The organism is Patulibacter ginsengiterrae, assembly GCF_056269115.1.
This window is the reverse complement of record NZ_JBWDOG010000004.1, coordinates 169,779-190,196: the sequence shown is the minus strand read 5'-3', so window position 1 is coordinate 190,196 and position 20,418 is coordinate 169,779. Positions and strand designations below refer to the sequence as shown.

Genomic DNA, 20,418 nt, shown 5'->3' with positions numbered 1-20,418 from the left:
CGGGTGGAGGCGCCTGCGGCCTCAGGGTGCCTCCACGTCGGACCAGTTGAAGCCCTGCAGCCGCGCGACCTTGAGCCCGAGGTGGAGCTCCAGGCGCTCCTCGCCGTCGGCGAGGCTGAAGCCGCCGATCTCCTCCACCCGGCGCAGCCGGTGGTAGAGCGTCGTGCGGTGGACGAACAGGGCGGCGGCGGTCACCTGCGCGTCGCCGGCCCGGTCGAGGTACGCCTCGAGCGTGTGGACGAGGAAGTGCGTCTGCGGGCGCGCCAGCAGCTCGCGCAGCCCGGGGTGGATCACCCGCGTGCTCATCGCGTCGAGCGGCAGCTCGGCCAGCAGCCGGTAGATGCCGAGGTCCTCCCACGAGACGACGTCGCCGAAGCGGCCGCCGACGAGCACTGCGACCTTCGCGGCTCGCAGCGCCTGCTCGTACGACTCGCGGGTGTGCGCGAGCCCGTCGACGCGGCTGCCGATCGCGACGCGGACCGCCCCGGCCGGGGCCTCGAGGCTGGCCGCGACCTCGTCGCGGACCTGGCCGGCGAGCGCGGCGATGCCGTGGCGGCGGACGCTGGGCTCGCTGAAGGAGACGACCATCAGCGCGTGGTCGGGCCGCAGCAGATGCAGTGCGTTGCGGGGCGCGAGCTGCCGGCGCACGCGGTTGAGTGCCACGTCGAGCGCGGTCCGCAGCGGCTCGCCGCCGGCCGTCTCCGCGGTCGACGCGACCAGCACGACCGCCGGGCCGTCGCGCTCGACGATCTCCAGCTCGACCAGCTGCTGGGCGGCGTGGGCGCGGACGTCGTCGCTGTCGGAGAGGATGTCGCGGATCAGCTCCCGCTCGCGGCTGCGGTCGAGGTCGCGCAGCAGCAGCTCGCGGTACATGGCGACGCCGGCCTCGGCCGCGAACCGCTCCATCCGTTCCAGGGCCGCGTCGGCGAGGCTCTCGTCGCGGTCAGTCAGCCAGAGGTAGCCGAGCAGGTGGTCGCCGTAGCGGATCGGCGCGCAGACGCGCGCGTCCATCTCCAGCTCCGGGTCCGGGTTCGGCGGCAGCCGGACGGGATGGCGGGCGCTCGCGACGTGGTGCGCATCGAGCCAGGTGAAGAGGGCGGCGGGCAGCTCCTGCTTGAGGATCGACGCGAGCCGCACGCCGTCGACGGCGGCGTCGTGCTCGGTGTGCGCCAGCAGTCGCATCTGGCGGTCGTCGATCGCGACCTGCCGCTGCAGCTCCTGCGCGGCCTCGTCGGCGATCTCCTGCAGGCGGGTGCCGAGGGCCGGCCCGTCCCGGGCGAGCGCCAGCTCGGCGGCGTGGCCGAAGGCGGGCTGCGCCACGGTGCTCTCCTGCGCGTGCATGCCGGAAGTCTAAGCCCCGCGAGGGTCCATCAGGTGATGCGTCGCGGAGGCCATCGATGCATCAGACGTAGTACGTGAAGGGGGCGCGGCGGACCGTAGTGTGAGATTCGCACGAAGGTGGAGAGACGGTGGAGTTCGACGTGACGATGACGCAGCAGCGACGGGGGAACGGGTGAGAGGGCGACGCCTGGTGGGCTTCGTCGCGCGCCGGATCGGCATCGGCGCGCTGCTCTTGCTGCTGCTCTCGTTCGTGATCTTCTCGCTGATCTACATCGCGCCGGGCAGCCCCGAGCAGGCGCTGCTGGGAACGCGACCGACGAGCCCCGAGCTGCTGGCGCAGCTGCGGGCCCAGTTCCACCTCGACCGCCCGTTCGTCGAGCAGTACTGGATCTGGCTGCGCGACGCGCTCCAGCTCGACTTCGGCGACTCGACCAAGAACGGCCGCAGCGTGACCTCGGTGATCGGCACCCGACTGGGGGTCACGACCTACCTCGCGGGGTACGCCTTCGTGCTCGCGATCGGCGCCGGGGTCCCGCTCGGGGTCTGGGCCGCGGTCCGCCGCCGCAGCGCGGTCGACCGGGCCGTCGTCGGCGCCTCGGTGGTCGGCATCAGCACGCCGGCGTTCGTGACCGGGGTCGTGCTGCTGTACGTCTTCGCCGTCGAGCTGGCCTGGTTCCCCGCCTACGGTGCCGGGTCCGGCTTCGCCGATCGCTTCTGGCACCTGACGCTGCCGGCGGTCGCGCTCGCGCTGACCGCGATGGCGATCGTCGTCAAGGTGACGCGGACCGCCGTCGCCGAGGTGCTGGAGCAGGACTACGTCGGCTTCGCGCTGGCCCGCGGCGTGCCCCAACGGCGGGTGCTCCTGCGCTACGCGCTGCGCAACGCGCTGCTGCCGATCCTGACCGCCGCCGGCACCGTCGTCGCGATCGTCCTGACCGGCACGATCCTGGTCGAGACGACCTTCTCGCTGCCGGGCCTCGGCACGCTGCTGATCGGCTCGGTGCAGAACAAGGACCTGCCGGTGCTGCAGGGCGTCGTGCTGCTGCTGGCGGCGCTGATCGTGCTGCTGAACCTGCTGGTCGACGTGCTCTACACCATCGCCGATCCGCGGATCGCGTTCGGGGAGGGGGCGGAATGAGCGCCGCCGCACCGCTGCACGAGCAGCCCCGTCCGGACGTGGCACCGACGTCGCGCCGCCGTCGGCTCCCGGGTCGGCCGCCGCTGCTGGTGCTGCTGGCGATGCTGGTGCTCGCGGTCGTGCTCGTCTGGGCGCTGCTGGGCACGCTGATCGCGCCGCACGAGCCGGACGCGCAGGATCTCGTCGGCGGCCTCCAGACCCCGAGCGGGAGCCACCTGCTGGGGACCGACGACTCCGGCCGCGACATCCTCTCGCGGCTGATCGCCGGCGCCCGCTCGGCGATCGTCGGCCCCGCCCTGATCGTGCTCGGCTCGTCGTTGCTGGGCACCGTCCTCGGCCTGACCGCGGGCTACCGCGGCGGCTGGCGCGACGCGAGCCTGATGCGGCTGACCGACTTCCTCTACGCGCTGCCGGCGCTGCTCGTCGCGATCGTGCTGGTCGGGGTGCTCGGCGGCGGCTACCTGGTCGCCGTCGCGATCCTGATCGTCTTCATCGCGCCGGCCGACGTGCGGCTGGTCCGCGGCGCGACGCTGGCCCAGCGCGGCCTGCCGTACGTCGACGCGGCGCGCACGCTCGGCCTCTCGCGGCGGCGGATCCTGTACCGCCACATCTGGCCGAACATCCTGCCGCTGATCGTCGCCAACAGCTTCCTCAACTTCGCCTACGCGCTGGTGACGATGGCAGCGCTGTCGTTCCTCGGGCTCGGCGTCGCGCCCGGCGCGGCGGACTGGGGCCGGATGCTGAGCGACAACCTCGCGCTGATCGAGGACAACCCGCTGGCCGCGCTGGCCCCCGGCATCGCGCTGGTCCTGACCGCGGTCGCGATGAACCTGATCGGCGACTGGTCCTACGAGAAGCTCGCCGAGCGGGGGAGGTCCCGATGACCGACGACGTCCTGCAGGAAACGCCGCACCGGGTGGCAACGGAGCCGCTGCTGCGCGTCCGCGGGCTGCGGATCGCCGCCGGCCGCGGGGACGCGGAGCGCACGATCGCGCACGGCGTCGATGTCGAGCTGGCCCGCGGCGAGGCGCTCGCGATCGTCGGCGAGTCCGGCAGCGGCAAGTCGATGACGGCCCGCGCGATCGTCGGCCTGCTGCCGCCGGGCGTCCGCGCCGAGGGCGAGGTCCGCTACGGCGGACGCGACCTCCTGACGCTGAGCCCGCGCGAGCTGGCGGCGGTCCGCGGCAGCGAGATCGGCCTGATCTTCCAGGACCCGTTCACGATGCTCAACCCGCTGATGCGCTGCGGCGACCACATCACCGAGCTGCTGCGCGACGGCGACGGCCGACGGCTCAGCCGCCGGGCGCGGCGGGGCGAGGCGGTCCGGCGGCTGGCCGAGGTCGGGATCGAGGACGCGGCGGTCGCCGGCGCCTACCCGTTCCAGCTCTCGGGCGGGATGCGGCAGCGGATCGGGATCGCCGCGGCGCTCGCCCGCGATCCGGAGGTGGTGATCGCCGACGAGCCCTCGACCGCGCTCGACGCGACCACGCAGAAGGAGATCCTCGCGCGCCTGAAGGAGCTGCAGGAGGCGCGCGGGATGGGCCTGGTCCTGATCACGCACGACCTGCGCGTGGCCTTCTCGACCTGCGACCGGGTCGAGGTGCTCTACGCCGGATCGGTGCTCGAGCACGGCTCCGCGCACGACGTCGAGTCCGCGCCGCAGCACCCCTACACGCTCGGCCTGCTGCTGAGCGAGCCGCCGAGCGACCGCCGGCTCGGCACGCTGCCGGCGATCGGCGGATCGGTGCCGTCGGCCGACGAGGTCGCGGGGGCGTGCGCCTTCGCCGACCGTTGCGCGTGGGCGCAGCCGCGCTGCCGCGAGGCGACGCCGGCGCTGCGCGAGGTCGCGACCGGCCATCACTCGGCGTGCGTCCGGGCGGAGGAGGTCGCGCCCGACCTGCAGGCCCGCCGGGCGGTCGTGCTGGACGCGGTGGCCGAGCCGGCCGACGCGGATCGGGCCACGCCGCTGGTCGTCGCCCGCGGGATCGAGAAGGTCTTCGGCGGCGGCCGCGGCGAGCGCCGCGTCGCCGCGCTCGACGGGGTCTCGATCGAGGTCGGCGAGAACGAGAGCGTCGGGCTGGTCGGCGAGTCGGGCTCGGGCAAGACGACGCTCGGGCGCTGCCTGCTCGGCCTGGAGCGGCCGAGCCGCGGCTCGCTGCTGATCGACGGGATCGACGCGAGCGACTACCAGGCGCTCAGCGGGGCCGACCGCCGCCGTCTGCGGCGGACGATCCAGATGGTCTTCCAGGATCCGTACTCGACGCTCAACCCGCTGCGGACGGTCGGCGCGACGCTGACCGAGGCGCTGCTCGTCCACGACCCGCGGATGCGCGACGTGGCGGGACGGACCGCCGCGCTGCTCGAGCAGGTCGGGCTGCCGGCGGCCTACGCCGCCCGCAAGCCGGTCGCGCTCTCCGGCGGCGAGCGACAGCGGGTCGCGGTGGCCCGCGCGCTCGCGGCCGAACCGCGCGTGATCGTCTGCGACGAGGCGGTCTCGGCGCTCGACGTCTCCGTCCAGGCGCAGGTCCTCAACCTGCTCGCCGGGGTCCGCGAGCAGCTCGGCGTCAGCTACCTGTTCATCACCCACGACCTCGCGGTCGTGCGCCAGATCGCCGACCGCGTCTACGTCCTGCGGCACGGGAAGCTGGTCGAGGAGGGAGCCTGCGCGGCGGTGCTGGACCGTCCGCAGCACCCCTACACGCGCGCGCTCGTCGACTCGATCCCGCGCGGCGACGAGGCCTGGCTGGCGGCCGCGACGAACGGCGCATCGGATGTCTGAGGCGACCGCTCCGGCTTCCGCCGGGTGTTGCAAGCGACGCCGGGCCGCGGCTCCGAGAATCGGACGATGACCGAACGAACGCTCCCGCCGCGCCGTCCGCGCCGCCGGTTCGCCGCCCTGCTGCTGCTGGCGCTCGCCGCCCTGCTGCCGTCCGCGCCGTCCGCCGTCGCCGCGGTCGGCGACGTCGCCTACGGCCCCTGTCAGGGCATCACCGTCCCGGCCAAGTGCGGCCGGATCACGGTCCCGCTGGTGCGGGCGAACCCGGCTCTCGGGACGACCGAGGTCGCGTTCGCGCTGGTGACCCGCAAGGACGCCGCGGCGCCGTCGCGGGGGACCGTCGCGTACAACCCCGGCGGCCCCGGCGGGGCCACGATCGCCCAGGGTGACGAGCTCGCCGGCGGCCTCTTCGCGCCGCTCCGCGAGCACCGCGACCTGCTGCTGGTCGACGTCCGCGGGACCGGCCAGTCGCAGGTGCTCTCGTGCGCCGCGCTCTCGCCGGAGCTGGTCTTCGGCCCGGCCGCGGCGGCGACCGCGGCGACCGGCGCCTGCGGCGGCCAGCTCGGCGCCAAGATCGCCGGCTACGGCAGCGTCGAGGCGGCCGACGACCTCGACGCCGTGCGCGCGGCGCTCGGGATCGACCGCCTCGATCTGTGGGGCGAGTCGTGGGGCACCTACCTGATGCCGGTCTACGCGGCCCGGCACGCGGCGCAGGTTCGCTCGGTCGTGCTCAGCGGCGCCAACCCGATCGACTTCGACCCGTGGGGCCGCGACCAGATCGCCGCCGCCCGCCGCGCGATCCGGCTCGAGTGCTCCCGCACCGGCAAGTGCGACGGCAACGTCGTGCTGCGGCGGACCGCCCGCCTCGCCACGAAGCTGCGCGAGCACCCCGTCGCCACCACCGTCCGCGTCGGCGGCGACCTGGTCCCGTACGAGCTCGGCGAGGGCGCGATCGCGTCGCTGCTCTACGCCCCGCTCGACGCCTCCGTCTTCGGCCGGATCCCGTCCGCCGTCGACAGCGCGCTGGCCGGCGACCTCGCCCCGCTGAAGCGGCTGAACGAGCACTCGCTGGCGCTCTTCTCGCTGCTGCGCAGCCAGGACCCGCAGGTCCTCCGCAGCTTCAGCAGCGCCGCCAACGCGGCGATCTCCTGCCACGACTACCCGCGCGTCTACTCCTTCTCCGACCCGATCCCGGCGCGCAAGGCCGCCTACGCCGCCGCCCTCGGGGCGCTCGACGCGCGCGCCTTCCTGCCGGTCTCGCCGGCGGCCTGGACCGAGAGCGGGATCGAGGGCGCCGACACCTGCATCGAGTGGCCGAACGACCCGACCGCCGGGCGTCCGCTGCCGGCCGGCACCGCGATGCCGGACGTCCCGGTGCTCGTGCTCTCGGGCGACCTCGACACCAACACGCCGAGCTCGATGGGCCGGCAGACCGCCGCGCAGTTCCCGCACGGGCGCTTCGCCGAGGTCCCGAACGTCGGCCACACGCCGTCGGACTCCGCCTGCGGCGCGCAGCTCGGCCTGCGCTTCGTCAAGACCCTGAAGGCGAACCTCCGCGCCTGCGCCGGCACCGGGACCCCGCCGGAGTTCGTGACGAGCCCGCCGCTGCGCCCGGCCGGGATCGTGCCGAGCAGCGGCAGCGGGACCCCGGAGCAGCGCAAGGCGCTCGGGCTGGTGCTGCTGACCGTCGCCGACCTCACCGACGCCCACGACCTGATCGACGCCTGGGACGGCGCGTCCGGCCTGCGCGGCGGTCGCTACCTGGCGGGGGACGACGGCAAGGTCACGCTGGACGGCGTGCGGATCGTCTCCGGCGCACGGGTCTCCGGCACGCTGGGGCTCGACGAGCAGACCGGTGGCGTCGCCGGGACCGTCCGGCTGCGCGGCGGCGGCGTGCTCGCCGGCCAGCTCCGGATCAAGCTCGGGGCCGACGGCCGCGGCACGGCGACCGGCACCCTCGGCGGCGAGACGGTCTCGCTCGACGTCTCATGAGCCCCACGACGACCCCGAACGACGACCGCGATCCGATGCCCGACCCGCGCCGCCACTCGCAGTACGTGACCGCCGCCGACGGGACCCGGATCGCGATCGACCTCTGGCTGCCGTCGGACCGGCCCGACGGCCACCGGATCGGGGCGGTCGTGCGGGCCACCCGCTACCACCGCGACCGCGACCGCAGCGGTCAGCGCTGCCTCGCGGAGGCCCGGCTGTGGGCGGGTTGGGGCTACGCGCTGGTGCTCGTCGACGGACGCGGCAGCGGGGCCTCGTTCGGGTCCCGCAGCGCCGAGCTGTCCGACGCCGAGCTGCGCGACTACGGCGACGTGCTCGACTGGATCGCGGCCCAGCCGTGGTCGAACGGGCGCGCCGGCGCCTACGGCGGATCCTACGAGGGCAACACCGCCGAGCTGATGGCGTCGCTGGGCAACGAGCACCTGCGCGCGGTCGCGCCGCTGTTCCCCGACTACGACATCTACGAGGACCTGATCGTGCCCGGCGGGGTCAAGAACCGCCTGATGGCCGACAGCTGGTTCCACTTCACCCGCGCGCTGGACGGGATCGACGGCGCGGTCGAGGAGATGGCGGCGCTCGCGGACGAGGGCATGGAGTTCGCCGTCGACGCGGTCGTCGCGACCCCGGTCGACGGTCCCGACGGGCCGGCGCTGCGCGACGCCGCCGTCCGCGAGCACCAGGCCAGCGCCGACATGCGCGGGGCGGTCGAGCGGACGCCGTTCAAGGACGACGTCACGCCCGGTTGGAGCTGGATCGAGCGCTCGCCGTTCGCCCACCGCGAGGCGACGGAGCGGGCCGGGGTGCCGATGCTGACCGCCGCCGGCTGGTTCGACGCCGGCACCGCCAACGGCTCGCTCGCGCGGTTCGCCACGCTCGACGTCCCGCAGGAGGCGTACATCGGCGCCTGGAACCACGGCGCGACGTTCACCACCGACCCGTTCGAGCCCGCCGACCAGCGCACCGACTTCGAGGAGCCGGAGCTGCTGGAGCGGATCCGCGAGTTCTTCGACCGCTACGTCCAGCGCGGCGAGGCGCCGCGCCCCGGCCGCACGCTGCACTACTACACGCTCGCGCGTGGAGACTGGCGCACGACGACGAGCTGGCCGCTGCCGGGCACCGTGGCCGTCCGCTGGCACCTGCGGGCCGACGGCGAGCTGGCCCGCGGCGTCCCGCCCGAGACCGATGCGGCCGACCGCTTCCGCCCCGATCCGCTCGCCTCGGCCGGCGCCGAGAGCCGCTGGGGGACGCAGGTCAGCGGTGGCGGCAACGTCGTCTACCCCGACCGCGCCGAGCCCGACCGCCGTCTGCTGACCTGGACCGGTCCGCCGTTGGAGAGCGACACCCACGTCGCCGGCACGGTCGTGCTGACGCTCCAGCTGAGCTCCACGCGCGAGGACGGCACGCTCGTCGCCTACCTCGAGGACGTCGCCCCGGACGGGCGCGTGACCCACGTGACCGAGGGCCACCTGCGGCTGGCGACGCGCGCGGTCGCCGAGCACGACGCGCCCCACCGCGTCCTGCGCACGCCGCGCAGCTTCGCCCGCGCCGACGCGCGGCCGATGGCGCCCGGCGTCGTCGAGACGGTCCGCTTCGACCTGCTGCCGACCTCGGTCCTGCTGCGCGCCGGCCACCGCCTGCGGATCGCGCTCGGCGGCACCGACGCGAGCCACTTCGAGCTGCTGCCCGCCGACGGCGACGTCGAGTACGCCATCCACCGCGAGGCGGCCCGGCCGTCGTACGTCGAGCTGCCGGTGGTGACGGGATGACCGCCTCGGTCGGCTGGACCCTGCATGACGACGGCGTCGCCGAGATCGAGCTGCGGCGCCCGCACCGCCACAACGCCGTCGACGTCGGGCTCGTCGTCGGGCTGCTGGAGGCGCTGGCGGCGGCCGAGCGCGAGGGCGCGGCGGCGCTGCTGCTGCGCGGCAGCGGCCCGTCGTTCTGCTCCGGCCACGACGTCGGCTCGACCGCGACGATGCCGGACGCGGAGGTCCGCGAGCACCTCGAGCGGATGCAGGTGGTCAGCCGGATCCTGCGCGCGACCGTGCCCAGCGTCGCTGCGGTCCACGGCTACGCGCTCGGGGCCGGCTTCGAGCTGGCGCTCTCGTGCGATCTCGTGGTGGCCGCCGACGACGCCGTCTTCGGGCTGCCGGAGGTGCCGATGGGGCTGGCGATCGGCGGCGGCTCGTCCGCGTCGCTCGTGCGCACCCTCGGCGCCCAGCGGGCCCGCGAGCTGGTGCTGCTCGGCGAGCGCTTCGGCGCCGCCCGGGCCCGCGAGCTGGGGCTGGTCAACGAGACCGTCACGGCCGCCGCGCTGCCGGACCGCGCCCGCGCGCTGGCGACCCGGCTCGCCGGGCAGCCGCGGCACGCGCTGGCGACCGCGAAATCCGTCTTGAACGCCGTCACCGACGACGAGCTGGAGCTGGCCTACGGGCGGGAGGTCGCGGCGATGCTCGCCTGCGGCAGCTCCGCCGAGGCGGCGGCCGCAGCGACGGCGTTCCGTGCTGAACGAGGAACCTCAGGGGAGAGGCTGCGATGAGCAACGCTACGAGTTTCGAGCGGGGGGACGGCGGGACCACCCGCCGCGACGTGCTGCGACGGGCGGCGGCCGGGGGCGCGCTGCTGGCGCTGCCCGGGCTGTTGGCCGCCTGCGGCGGCGGTTCGAGCGGTTCCGGCGGCGCCACGCGCGTCGCGACGACGGTCGACAACGGGGTCGGCGCCGCCGGCACCGACGCGCCGATCGACTCCGTCACCTGGGCGCTAGGGACGCCGCCGCCGACGCTGGACATCGCGACCGGCTACGTCACCTACGGCACGATGGTGATGACGCTCGGGCTCGAGGGCCTGCTGACGATCGGCGACGACCTCAAGCTGCAACCGCTGCTGGCCGAGTCGTGGTCGCAGCCCGACCCGCTGCACTACGTCTACCGCCTGCGGTCGGGCGTGGTCTTCTGGGACGGGACGCCGCTGACGGCCGAGGACGTGGCCTGGTCGATGCAGCGCCACGTCGACCCGAAGGTCGGCTCCCAGATCGGGATCTTCTACGCCAACGTCAAGTCGGTGCGGGCGACCGGCGAGCGCGAGGTCACGGTCACGATGAAGCGGCCGGATCCGCTCTTCCAGTACGTGCCGACGTTCAGCTTCGTGACGCCGAAGGCGCTCGGCAAGCGGCTCGGCAGCAAGCTCGGCGCCCCGGGGCGACGGGTCAACACGATGGGCACGGGGCCCTACCGGATCACCTCGTTCACCGGCGACACCCAGATCACGCTGGAGCGCAACGACCGCTACTGGGGCGAGAAGCAGCGGGTCGCCAAGGCGGCGCTGAAGTACATCGAGGACCCGCAGGCGAGCCTGCTGGCGATGCGCGCGGGCGAGATCGACGGCTTCTTCGAGTTCCCGCCGCTGCAGTCGAAGAACTGGGACCGGATCCGCTCGGCGAAGACGGCCTACGTCCCCGGCCTCAACGTCGTCTACCTCTCGTTCGACCTCAGCCAGGCGCCGTGGAACGACCTGCACGTGCGGCGGGCGGTCGCGCACGCCGCCGATCGGGCCGGCTACGTGAAGGCGTTCCTCGCCGGCCACGGGCGGGTCGCGAACGCGATCCCGGCCCCCGAGGCGTGGGCGCAGCTCGCCAGCCCGGAGGAGGTCAAGCGGATCTACGCCGCGATCCCCGACTACGCCTTCGACATCGCGGCGGCCAAGAAGGAGCTGGCGCGATCGGCGCATCCGGACGGGTTCTCGGCCGACATCACGGTGCCGAGCAACGCGCCGTCGGTCTCGCGCGCACTGGTCAGCCTCAGCGAGGCGCTGAAGCCGATCGGGATCACGCTGCGGGTCAAGGAGGTCCCGCAGAACACCTGGGTCGCGGCGCTCTACGCGCACAAGGACCTCGGCCTCAACTACATGACGCTCTCGCCCGACTACGTCGACCCGGCGAACTTCCCGCAGGGCATCTACCCGAGCTCGGCCGCGGCCCCGAACAGCTTCAACACGGCCAACTTCAAGGATCCCGTCGTCGACCGGCTGATCGAGGCGCAGGCGAAGACGACGGACAAGGCGGCGCGGACGAAGGCGCTCGCCGAGGTCCTGCGGATCTCGGGGGAGAAGCTGCCGTACCTGCCGCTGTGGTGGCAGGACACGTCGATCGCGCTCAGCGACAAGTTCGTCTACGACGGCTTCACGCCCTACTACTACAACCAGAACTGGCTCGGCAAGCTGAAAGTGCGGGCATGAGCGACGTCCTGGATCGCCGGCTGACGGTCGAGCAGCTGCTCACGCTGCGGCTGGTCGGCGACGCCGAGCTGTCGGCTGACGGTCGCCGCGTCGCCTGTGTCGTCTCCGCCAGCACCGCGGAGCGTGGCGAGCGGCCGGCCGCTCGGGTCTGGGTCGGGGAGGTCGGCGGGGCCGCCGCCCGCGAGCTGCCCGGCGGGCCGGGCCGCGACGCGCGGCCGTGCTTCGCGCCCGACGGCACCCGGCTGGCGTTCGCCTCCGACCGCGCCGGCAGCGGCCGGACGGCGCTGCACGTGGTGGACCTGGGCGGTCGTGCGCCGGGCGCGCTCCCGGTGGACGGGCCGGTGGTCGCCGTCGGGCGGGTCCCGGGCTCGATCGAGCGGATCCTCTGGTCGCGCGACGGGTCGCAGCTGCTCGTGCTCGCCGTCGGGGAGACACCGGCGGCGGAAGGCTCCGAGCTACGCGCCCGGCGGTCGGACGACTGGCGGCGGCTCTACCGCGTCGGCCTGGAGGACGGGGCGACCGACGAGGTCGGCCCCGCCGGGCTGGCGGTCTGGGAGGTCGACTGGAACGGGGCCGGGGACGCGGTCGCCGTCGTCTCCGACGGAGCCGGCGAGAACGACTGGTACGCGGCGCGGATCGCGCTGCTCGACCTCGACGCCCGACGCGAGCGGACGCTGCACGTGCCCGAGCGGCAGCTGCAGTCGCCGGCGATCTCGGCCGACGGCCGCCACGCGGCCTTCGTCGAGGGACTCGCGAGCGACCGCGGCGAGGTCGCGGGGACGACGACCGTCATCGCGGTCGACCCGGACGTCGCCGCCGACGCCGGCGCCCGCCGACTCGCCCCCGAGCACGACCTCGCCGACCTGCGCTGGCTCGACGACGGTGCGCTGCTCGGCGCCGGTCCGGTCGGCCTCGAGACGCACTGCCTGCGGATCGCCTCCGACGGCGCGGTCGCCGAGCTCTGGCGCGAACCCGCGACGCTCGGGCGGATGAGTGCGGCGGCGGTGGCGGCCAGCGCCGACGGCCACCGGCTGCTCGCGGCGAAGGCGGCCCCGGGCGAGCCGCCGGAGCTGGCGCTGCTGGACCTGCGCGGGAACGACGGCGCCCGCGCCGGGTGGATGCCGCTGACGACGGTCAACGCGTCGCTGGCGGATCGCGTCGTGCCGCGCGCCGAGCGGTTCGCCTGGTCGGCCCGCGACGGGCAGGAGATCGAGGGGATCCTGCTCCGCCCCCCGGTCCCCGTATCCACCGACGTCGCTCCCGCCGGGCCGCTCCCGCTGCTGGTCTGCCCCCACGGCGGCCCGGCGAACGCGTGGACGTTCGACTACGCCCTGGGCGTCTACGGGCTCGCGCTCGCGGCGGGCAACGCCGGCTACGCGGTGCTGCTGCCCAACCCCCGCGGCAGCACCGGGCGCGGCCCGGCGTTCGTCGAGGCGGTCCTCGGCGACGTCGGCGGCGAGGACTTCCAGGACGTGCTGAGCGGGGTCGCGGCGCTGGTCGCCGCCGGCACCGTCGACGCTGCGCGGGTCGCGATCAGCGGGATCTCCTACGGCGGCTACCTCTCGGCGTGGGCGGTCGCCCGCTCCGACGCCTTCGCCGCCGCGATCCCCTACGCCTGCGTCGCCGATTGGCGCAGCTTCGCGCGGACGACGAACATCCCCGCCTTCGCCGCGCTCTATCTCGGCGACGACCGGCTCGACGGGTCCGACCCGCAGGGCCTCGACGTCGCGCGCTCGCCGGTCGCTCGCGCCGCCGGTCCGCTCGCGCCGACCCTGATCCTGCACGGCGCGGACGACCCCTGCGCCCCGGCCGATCAGTCGCGCGAGCTGCACGCGGCGCTGACCGCGGCCGGCGGCGAGGCGGAGCTGGTGCTCTACGCGCGCGGCCTCCACCACTGGTGCGAGCGCGAGCAGCTGCGCGACACGCTCGAGCACACGCTCGCGTGGCTGGACCGGCATCTGGCGACCGACGGAGGACAGGCATGACCGGTCTCGGTGAGCTGCTGCGGCAGCGCGCGAGCGAACGACCCGACGCCGAGCTGCTGCGCTTCGAGGGGGTCTCGCTGAGCTACCGCGAGGTCGACGAGCGCAGCAATCGGCTCGCGCACGTGCTGGCGACGCGCGGGATCGAGCCCGGCGATCGGGTCCTGCTGATGCTGCCCAACGGCTTCGAGTACCCGCTCGCCTGGTTGGCGCTGGCGAAGCTCGGGGCGATCGCGGTGCCGGCGAACGTCGGCTACCGCAGCAGCGACCTCGCGCACGTCGTCCACGACTCCGGAGCCCGGCTGGCGCTGACGACGGCGGAGCTGGCGCCGCGGATCGCGGAGGCGGCGCCGGAGCTGCCGGTCGAGCACGCCGCGAGCCTGGAGCCGGCGCTGGCGGTCGCACCGACGACGCCGCTCCCCGGGCCCCCGCCGGGGGCGGACGAGCTGCTGAACCTGCAGTACACCTCGGGCACGACCGGCTTCCCGAAGGCGTGCATGCTCAGCCACGGCTACTGGCTGAACGTCGCCGAGCGCTGCGGCGAGCTGTTCGCGCTCGGCGCCGAAGACGTGCTGCTGGCCGCGCAGCCGTTCACCTACATGGACCCGCAGTGGATGACCGCGGCGGCGATCCGCAGCGGCGGCGCGCTGGTGATCCTGCCGCGCTTCTCCGCCTCCGGCTACTGGACGTCGGCAGCCGAGAGCGGGGCGACGGTCGCGTACCTGATCGGCACGATGCCGCTGTTGCTGCTGCGCCAGCCGGAGCATCCGGCGGAGCGCGAGCACCGGTTGCGGCTCGTCTCCTGCTCGGGGATCGTGCCGGAGCTGCACGCCGAGTTCGAGCGCCGCTGGGGCGTGCCGTGGCGCGAGGCCTACGGGATGACCGAGTCGGGCGTCGACCTCGCCGCGCGGCTGGAGGACCACGACAGCGTCGGCCGCGGCACGATCGGCCGACCGGTGCCGGGCAAGCAGGCGCGGATCGTCGACGCCGAGAACCGACCGCTGGCCGACGGCGAGCCCGGCGAGCTGGTGACGCGCGGCGGGGTCGTGATGCAGGGCTACTGGAACCGCCCGCAGGAGACGGCGCTGGTCCTCCGCGACGGCTGGCTGCACACCGGCGACGTCGCGGTTCGCGAGCCCGACGGCGCGTACCGGCTCGTCGGACGCCTGAAGGACATGGTCCGGCGCGGCGGCGAGAACGTCGCCGCGGCCGAGGTCGAGGCGGTCCTCGCGACCCACGAGGACGTCGCCTCGGTGGCCGTGCTCGCGGTCCCCGACGAGCTGCGCGGCGAGGAGGTCAAGGCGGTCGTCCAGCTGGTGCCGGGGGCCGCCGCCGACCCCGCCGCGCTGCGGGCGTTCGCCGCCGAGCGGCTGGCCGGCTTCAAGCTGCCGCGCTACTGGGCGTTCGCCGACGAGCTGCCGCGCACGCCGTCGGAGCGGATCGCCAAGCACCAGCTCGACCGCACCGCCGACGGCTGCTGGGACGCGGCCGCTCAGCCGAGGTCCGGGTAGAGCGGGAAGCGCCGGGCGACGGCGCTCGCCCGCGCGGCGAGCTCGTCGCGCTGCGCGGCGAACTCGGTCTCGGCGGCCGCGAGCGCGGCGCCGATCAGGCCGCCGACCTCGCGGAAGTCGTCGGTCCCGAGGCCGCGGGTGGCCAGCGCCGGGGTCCCGATCCGCAGGCCGCTGGTGACCATCGGCGGGCGCGGGTCGAAGGGGATCGCGTTGCGGTTGACGGTGATCCCGATCGCGTCGAGCCGGTCCTCGGCCTGCTGACCGTCGAGCGCGGTCGCGCGCAGGTCGACCAGCACGAGGTGGACGTCGGTGCCGCCGGTGAGGACGTTCAGGCCGCCGCCCGCGGCCAGCAGCTGCTCGGCGACGACGCGGGCACCGTCGATCGTGCGCTGCTGGCGCTCGCGGAACTCGTCGCTGGCGGCGATCTTCAGCGCGACCGCCTTGGCCGCGATCACGTGCTCCAGCGGACCGCCCTGCTGGCCGGGGAAGACGGCGCTGTTGATCTTCTTGGCGTGCTCTTCGCGGCAGAGGATGATCCCCGACCGGGGGCCGCCGAGGGTCTTGTGGACGGTGGTCGAGACGACGTCGGCGTAGGGCACCGGGCTCGGGTGCAGGCCGGCGGCGACGAGGCCGGCGAAGTGGGCCATGTCGACGAACAGGAGGGCGCCGACCTCGTCGGCGATCTCGCGGAAGCGCGGGAAGTCGAGCTGCCGCGAGTAGGCCGACCAGCCGGCGACGATCATCTTCGGCCGCGTCTCGCGGGCGATCCGGGCGACCTCGTCCATGTCGATCCGGGACGTCTGCTCGTCGACCTCGTAGGCGACGATCTCGTAGAGCCGGCCGGAGAGGTTGAGCTTCATCCCGTGGGTCAGGTGGCCACCGTGGGCGAGCGAGAGGCCCATGATCCGGTCGCCCGGCTGGAGCAGCGCGTGGTAGACCGCCGCGTTGGCCTGGGCGCCCGAGTGCGGCTGGACGTTGGCGTGCTCGGCCCCGAACAGCGCCTTGGCGCGGTCGATCGCCAGCTGCTCGATCACGTCGACGTGCTCGCAGCCGCCGTAGTAGCGCCGTCCCGGGTAGCCCTCGGCGTACTTGTTGGTCAGGACCGAGCCCTGGCACTCGAGGACCGCCTGCGGGACGAAGTTCTCCGAGGCGATCATCTCCAGCGTGTCCTGCTGGCGGGTCAGCTCGCGGCCGATCGCCGCGGCGACCTCGGGGTCGACGGCGGACAGCGGTGCGGTGAAGTAGTCGGCGGGCAGGCTCATGCTGCGGTCCTCGTGGTCGGCGGGGGAGTGGCGGACGGACTGGCGTCGGCCTCGGAGTCGGGGCCGGCGTCGAGGCTCTCGGCGCAACCGAGGGCGGTGGCGGCGAGGTCGACCAGCGCCGCGCGGAGGTCGTCGGGGTCCGGCGACTGGCGGGCCGCGATCAGCTCCCGGATCGCGCGGGCGACGTGGTCGAAGTCGACCGAGCCCTCGCGCGCACGGCGGAGGTGCGAGAGGTGGACCTGGATCTCGTTGCTCAGCGCCAGCTCCGGCCGCGGTCGCTGCTGGCCCTGGTGGCGGGGGACGAGCCCGGCCGCGGCGACGGCCTCGGAGAGCCGGCCGAAGTGGTTGCGGACCGACTTCGCGCTCGGCCAGTCGCCGGCGTCGTAACGGGCGATCCGCCACTCCTGGCCGGTCGTCCGGGCCCGGTAGGGATCCCAGTCCGCCATGCACGGCGGTTCGCCGTGGAGGTCGTGCCAGCGCCGGATCGCGGCGAGGATCTCGGGGGCGGTCAGGCGGGCGCGGCGCCGGGGCGTCCGCGGACGCGCGACGGCCTCGGGATCGGCAAGTGGGTGCTCAGCAAGCGGGGACACTGACGGCCAACCCTCCTCGTGCGGTTTCCTTGTACTCGTCGCGCATGTCGCGCCCGGTCTGGCGCATCGCGTCGATCACCTGGTCGAGCGAGACGACGTGGTGGCCGTCACCGCGGAGCGCCAGTCGCGCGGCTGCGACCGCCTTGGTGGCGCCCATCGCGTTGCGCTCGATGCAGGGCACCTGGACCAGGCCACCGATCGGATCGCAGGTCATGCCGAGGTGGTGCTCGAGCGCGATCTCGGCGGCGTTGGCGGTCTGGGCCGGAGTCCCGCCGAGCATCTCGGCGAGCGCGGCCGCGGCCATCGCGGCGGCCGAGCCGACCTCGCCCTGGCAGCCGACCTCCGCGCCGGAGATCGACGCGTTGCGCTTCACCAGGGCGCCGATCGCGCCGGCGGTGAGGAGCATCCGGCGGACCGCCTCGTCGTCCGCCCCGGCGACGGTCCGGGCGTACCGGAGGACGGCCGGGAAGACGCCGGCGGCGCCGTTCGTCGGCGCGGTCACGATCCGCCCGCCCGCGGCGTTCTCCTCGTTGACCGCCATCGCCCAGACCGCCAGCCACTCGAAGACCGAGGCGTGGGTCGGGCCGTCGCCGAGGTCGCGGCGGAGGGCGGCGGCGCGGCGACGCACCTGCAGTCCGCCCGGCAGCACGCCGTCGACGGTCAGCCCCCGCTCGATGCTCTCGTCCATCACCGCGACGATCCGCGCCAGGCCGCGCTCCGTCTCGGCCGGCGCGCGCCAGACGGCCTCGTTCGCCGCGGCCACATCGGCGATCGTGCCGCGCTCGTCGGCGGCCCGCAGCAGCTCGGCGGCCGAGGCGTAGTTCACCGCCGGCGCCGGGCGCTCCGGCTCGCGGGCCCCGTCCTCGGTCACGAACCCGCCGCCGATCGATCGGAAGACCGCGTCGAGCGCGACGGAGCCGTCGGGGCGTCGGGCGACGAACCGGATCGCGTTGGGGTGGCCGTCGGCGAGTGGCTTCGGCTGGAGCACCAGCTTCCAGCGGGTGCGGGGCAGCAGGGTCTCGCCGACGGCGACGAACGGGTCGTCGCCGATCTCGAGCACGAGCGCGGGATCGACGGTCTCGGGATCGTGCCCCGCGAGTCCGGCCAGGATCGCCCGGTCGACGCCGTGGCCGCGGCAGGTCAGCGCGAGCGAGGCGAACAGGGTCACCTCGAGCTCGTCGAGCAGCGTCTCGCCCAGCCGCTCTGCGACCGCGGCAGCCGCCCGCATCGGCCCCACCGTGTGGCTGCTCGAGGGCCCGATCCCGGGGCGGAAGAGCTCGAAGGTGCTGGCGATCACGGGGACGAACCTACTGGCTGGACCACTAGACCGCAAGCTGTGCCTCTATCCTGTGCTCGTGGCAGACCTGGCCCCCGTGCGGCGCGCACCGCTCTACGAGGAGATCGCGGAGCGGTTGCGCGACCTGATCGTCCTGCAGCGGCTCGACCCGGGAGACCGGCTGCCGAGCGAGCGCGATCTCGCGACTCGGCTCGGCGTGAGCCGGACCTCGGTGCGACAAGCGCTCGCCAGCCTCCGCAGCATCGGCCTGGTGGACGTGCGCCACGGCGACGGCGCCTTCCTGATGCGCCCGGCCGACGAGATCGTGCCGACGCTGGCCCTGGAGGTCCTCCACGTCGAGGCGGACCACCCGATGGTCTGGGAGGCACGCGAGGGGATCGAGGTCCACGCGGCGCGCCTGGCCGCGACCCGCGCGACGCCGGCCGACCTCGCGGCGATGCGGCGGGCGATCGACGCGATGTCCGCCGGCGTGGCCGCGGGCGAGGACGGGACCTCGTCGGACGCGCTGCTGCACCGGGCGATCGTCGACGCGGCGCACAACCCGCTGATCGCGCAGCTGTTCGCCGTGCTCGGCGAGGCCGTCGACCGCACCAGCGCGGCGTCGCTGTCGATCGCCGGCCGGCCGGCCGAGTCGCTGCGTGCGCACCGCGCGATCGTCGAGGCGATCGCCGACCGTGACCCCGAGCGCGCCGCCAGCGAGATGACGAGCCACCTCCGCGGGTCGGCCCGGCAGTTCGCCAAGCCGCCGGAGTAGCGCGCGCCAGCGCCCCGGCGGTGCCCTGCTCGGCGGGCTTCAGGGCCCCGTCGGCGTGCCGCTCACCGCCGCGGGGTCCGGGCAGTAGGAGGCGAACTGGTCCGTGCAGATGCCGAAGCTGAAGGTCGAGCGGCTGAGCTGATCGCCCGCCACTCGTGCTCGCGGCAGCGGGGAGAGCGCGATCCGCTGGTCGCCGGCCGTCGCCACGACGGTCAACGTCGCCTCGGCCAGCCGCAGGCCGCGGAACCCTTCCGGCACGGCGGCGACCGTGCGTGTGCCCAGTGCGTCCGAGACCCAGACCGCGTCGCCGTCGACCCAGGCGGCGGCGTCGAGCGTCGCGATGTTCCGACCCTCGACCTGACGCCAGCTCCCGGCTTCCGGTCCCCGTACGAATCCCATCTCGAGCGGCCCGGCCATCGACCCCGAGCCGGTGTTGCCTGACGCGTATCCCCCGCGGGCGAGCACCGCGTCGCCGGCGATCGTGACGCTGTCCAGGCCCGCGTCGTCGTTGTCGGCGGTGTCGTAGCCCGCCGGGACCGCGAGCAGACGGCTCCCGGTTCGGGCGTCGCAGACCTCCAGACGGGAGACCGACGAGGCGGTGGCCCAGTAGGGCTCGTCGTAGCTGGCCCGGCGCGACCAGGCTCCGCTGTCGGTGATGGTGGCCCGCAGGTCGGACGTCGAGGCCCGCGCCGCGGGCAGCGCGTCCGGCTCCGGCCACCGCTGGCACGGCGTCGTCCGCGAGGTGGCGACGAGGCTGCCCGCGGAGAGCGGGGTGTAGGTGTCGTCGTAGGGGCGGACCGCCGGTGGGGCGAGCCGGACGGTGTCGGGGTCCCAGAGCTGGACGTGGACCGGTTCCTGTTCGAGCCGGTGGTTCTGGCCGAACCGCACCTCCCGAGGGGTGATCAGGCTGTCGGTCCGGCCGTCGGTCCGCCAGCGGTAGATCCGCTGGAGACCCCGCTCGACCGTGCTGAGGACCGTGGTGCCGTCGGTCGTGGTGGCGAGCGCGAGCAGTCGCCCGCGGAAGCGGCGGGTCGTGAGCCGGTTGCCGGCGATCGCGCGGCGGTGGATCCGGAGGCCCGCCTGCCCGGCGGCGGTCGTCGCCCAGGTCAGCCACGGATCGCTGACGACCGCATCGGTGACGCGCGCACGACGGCCGACGGTCACGGTCGCCCCGTGGCTGAGGAGCGTGCGCGTCGCGGCCAGCCCCGAGCGATGCTGCTGCTCGGTCTCGGCGGCCGAGATGCTGCAGACCCGCAGCCGGTACCGGTCGCGCTCACGGTGGCCGGCGACCCCGGTGAAGGTGCGTCCGCGACGACGCCAGACCGGCGGTGAGCCGTCAGGGTCGTTGGCGGGCGTGGCGTTCGCGAACGTCCGGTGGCCGCGAGCGCCGAGCGCGGCCCGCTGGCAGGCCCGCTTGGCGGGCGTCGTGGAGGAGCTCGCTGGGCGTTGGGCGGCGGCCGCCGCGGGGCCGGCGGCAGGTCCGAGCACGAGGACCGTCAGAACCGCGGCCAGCGTGCAGGCGAC

At 74.7% G+C, this 20,418-nt stretch carries 15 protein-coding genes; 10 read left to right on the top strand and 5 right to left on the bottom strand.

Going from position 1 to position 20,418, the window contains the following annotated elements; genetic code table 11:
* Nucleotides 1-21: 21 nt before the first annotated feature.
* Nucleotides 22-1,341, bottom strand: coding sequence for a helix-turn-helix domain-containing protein (locus tag ACVUH9_RS08735; protein ID WP_475755945.1), 1,320 nt, complete (start codon nt 1,339-1,341; stop codon nt 22-24).
* A 190-nt stretch (nt 1,342-1,531) separates the two neighbouring features.
* Here ACVUH9_RS08735 and ACVUH9_RS08730 point away from each other — a divergent pair, with 190 nt between their 5' ends.
* The 9 genes from ACVUH9_RS08730 to ACVUH9_RS08690 all read left to right on the top strand — a co-directional run bounded on the left by ACVUH9_RS08730 (nt 1,532) and on the right by ACVUH9_RS08690 (nt 14,991).
* On the top strand, nt 1,532-2,479 hold the full coding sequence (locus ACVUH9_RS08730) for an ABC transporter permease (RefSeq protein ID WP_475755943.1): 948 nt from the start codon (nt 1,532-1,534) through the stop codon (nt 2,477-2,479).
* The gene (locus ACVUH9_RS08725) at nt 2,476-3,363 is read left to right on the top strand and encodes an ABC transporter permease (protein WP_475755941.1); all 888 of its coding nucleotides are present in this window, start codon (nt 2,476-2,478) and stop codon (nt 3,361-3,363) included. Before ACVUH9_RS08730 ends, ACVUH9_RS08725 begins: the two co-directional genes overlap by 4 nt.
* Nucleotides 3,360-5,258, top strand: coding sequence for a dipeptide ABC transporter ATP-binding protein (locus ACVUH9_RS08720; RefSeq protein ID WP_475755939.1), 1,899 nt, complete (start codon nt 3,360-3,362; stop codon nt 5,256-5,258). The genes ACVUH9_RS08725 and ACVUH9_RS08720 overlap by 4 nt, the downstream gene beginning before the upstream one ends.
* Before the next feature lie 66 nt (nt 5,259-5,324).
* On the top strand, nt 5,325-7,247 hold the full coding sequence (locus tag ACVUH9_RS08715; protein WP_475755938.1) for an alpha/beta hydrolase: 1,923 nt from the start codon (nt 5,325-5,327) through the stop codon (nt 7,245-7,247).
* Nucleotides 7,244-9,031: a CocE/NonD family hydrolase gene (locus ACVUH9_RS08710; protein WP_475755936.1), complete on the top strand. Its 1,788-nt coding sequence runs from the start codon at nt 7,244-7,246 to the stop codon at nt 9,029-9,031. The genes ACVUH9_RS08715 and ACVUH9_RS08710 overlap by 4 nt, the downstream gene beginning before the upstream one ends.
* Nucleotides 9,028-9,804 (top strand): enoyl-CoA hydratase/isomerase family protein, encoded by a 777-nt coding sequence (locus ACVUH9_RS08705; RefSeq protein ID WP_475755934.1) that lies wholly within the window; start codon nt 9,028-9,030, stop codon nt 9,802-9,804. Before ACVUH9_RS08710 ends, ACVUH9_RS08705 begins: the two co-directional genes overlap by 4 nt.
* A complete protein-coding gene (locus ACVUH9_RS08700; protein WP_475755932.1) occupies nt 9,801-11,498 on the top strand; it encodes an ABC transporter substrate-binding protein in 1,698 nt (565 codons plus the stop codon). Before ACVUH9_RS08705 ends, ACVUH9_RS08700 begins: the two co-directional genes overlap by 4 nt.
* Nucleotides 11,495-13,483, top strand: a complete 1,989-nt coding sequence (locus ACVUH9_RS08695) for a S9 family peptidase (protein ID WP_475755930.1) — start codon at nt 11,495-11,497, stop codon at nt 13,481-13,483. The genes ACVUH9_RS08700 and ACVUH9_RS08695 overlap by 4 nt, the downstream gene beginning before the upstream one ends.
* Nucleotides 13,480-14,991, top strand: a complete 1,512-nt coding sequence (locus ACVUH9_RS08690; protein ID WP_475755928.1) for an AMP-binding protein — start codon at nt 13,480-13,482, stop codon at nt 14,989-14,991. Before ACVUH9_RS08695 ends, ACVUH9_RS08690 begins: the two co-directional genes overlap by 4 nt.
* On the opposite strand, the gene glyA is transcribed toward ACVUH9_RS08690, so the two are convergent.
* The 3 genes from glyA to ACVUH9_RS08675 are packed head-to-tail and all read right to left on the bottom strand — an operon-like array spanning nt 14,973 to nt 18,140.
* Nucleotides 14,973-16,253, bottom strand: coding sequence for a serine hydroxymethyltransferase (glyA, locus tag ACVUH9_RS08685; RefSeq protein WP_475755926.1), 1,281 nt, complete (start codon nt 16,251-16,253; stop codon nt 14,973-14,975). The two genes, ACVUH9_RS08690 and glyA, sit on opposite strands and share 19 nt — an antisense overlap.
* A complete protein-coding gene (locus tag ACVUH9_RS08680; protein ID WP_475755924.1) occupies nt 16,250-16,843 on the bottom strand; it encodes a hypothetical protein in 594 nt (197 codons plus the stop codon). The genes glyA and ACVUH9_RS08680 overlap by 4 nt, the downstream gene beginning before the upstream one ends.
* Nucleotides 16,827-18,140 (bottom strand): L-serine ammonia-lyase, encoded by a 1,314-nt coding sequence (locus tag ACVUH9_RS08675; protein WP_475755922.1) that lies wholly within the window; start codon nt 18,138-18,140, stop codon nt 16,827-16,829. The genes ACVUH9_RS08680 and ACVUH9_RS08675 overlap by 17 nt, the downstream gene beginning before the upstream one ends.
* A 58-nt stretch (nt 18,141-18,198) precedes the next feature.
* On the opposite strand from ACVUH9_RS08675, the gene ACVUH9_RS08670 reads away from it, so the two are divergent.
* Nucleotides 18,199-18,894 (top strand): FadR/GntR family transcriptional regulator, encoded by a 696-nt coding sequence (locus tag ACVUH9_RS08670; protein WP_475755920.1) that lies wholly within the window; start codon nt 18,199-18,201, stop codon nt 18,892-18,894.
* Between the two features lie 39 nt (nt 18,895-18,933).
* Here the strand turns inward: ACVUH9_RS08670 and ACVUH9_RS08665 are convergent, their stop codons facing one another.
* Nucleotides 18,934-20,382, bottom strand: coding sequence for a hypothetical protein (locus ACVUH9_RS08665; RefSeq protein ID WP_475755918.1), 1,449 nt, complete (start codon nt 20,380-20,382; stop codon nt 18,934-18,936).
* Nucleotides 20,383-20,418 lie beyond the last annotated feature (36 nt).

What these genes read in the sequence shown, in the direction of transcription:
- glyA (WP_475755926.1), bottom strand. Translation starts at nt 16,253, where the DNA reads ATGAGCCTGCCCGCCGACTACTTCACCGCACCGCTGTCCGCCGTCGAC.
- ACVUH9_RS08715 (WP_475755938.1), top strand. Translation starts at nt 5,325, where the DNA reads ATGACCGAACGAACGCTCCCGCCGCGCCGTCCGCGCCGCCGGTTCGCC.
- ACVUH9_RS08700 (WP_475755932.1), top strand. Translation starts at nt 9,801, where the DNA reads ATGAGCAACGCTACGAGTTTCGAGCGGGGGGACGGCGGGACCACCCGC.
- ACVUH9_RS08690 (WP_475755928.1), top strand. Translation starts at nt 13,480, where the DNA reads ATGACCGGTCTCGGTGAGCTGCTGCGGCAGCGCGCGAGCGAACGACCC.
- ACVUH9_RS08735 (WP_475755945.1), bottom strand. Translation starts at nt 1,341, where the DNA reads ATGCACGCGCAGGAGAGCACCGTGGCGCAGCCCGCCTTCGGCCACGCC.
- ACVUH9_RS08725 (WP_475755941.1), top strand. Translation starts at nt 2,476, where the DNA reads ATGAGCGCCGCCGCACCGCTGCACGAGCAGCCCCGTCCGGACGTGGCA.
- ACVUH9_RS08695 (WP_475755930.1), top strand. Translation starts at nt 11,495, where the DNA reads ATGAGCGACGTCCTGGATCGCCGGCTGACGGTCGAGCAGCTGCTCACG.
- ACVUH9_RS08705 (WP_475755934.1), top strand. Translation starts at nt 9,028, where the DNA reads ATGACCGCCTCGGTCGGCTGGACCCTGCATGACGACGGCGTCGCCGAG.
- ACVUH9_RS08720 (WP_475755939.1), top strand. Translation starts at nt 3,360, where the DNA reads ATGACCGACGACGTCCTGCAGGAAACGCCGCACCGGGTGGCAACGGAG.
- ACVUH9_RS08710 (WP_475755936.1), top strand. Translation starts at nt 7,244, where the DNA reads ATGAGCCCCACGACGACCCCGAACGACGACCGCGATCCGATGCCCGAC.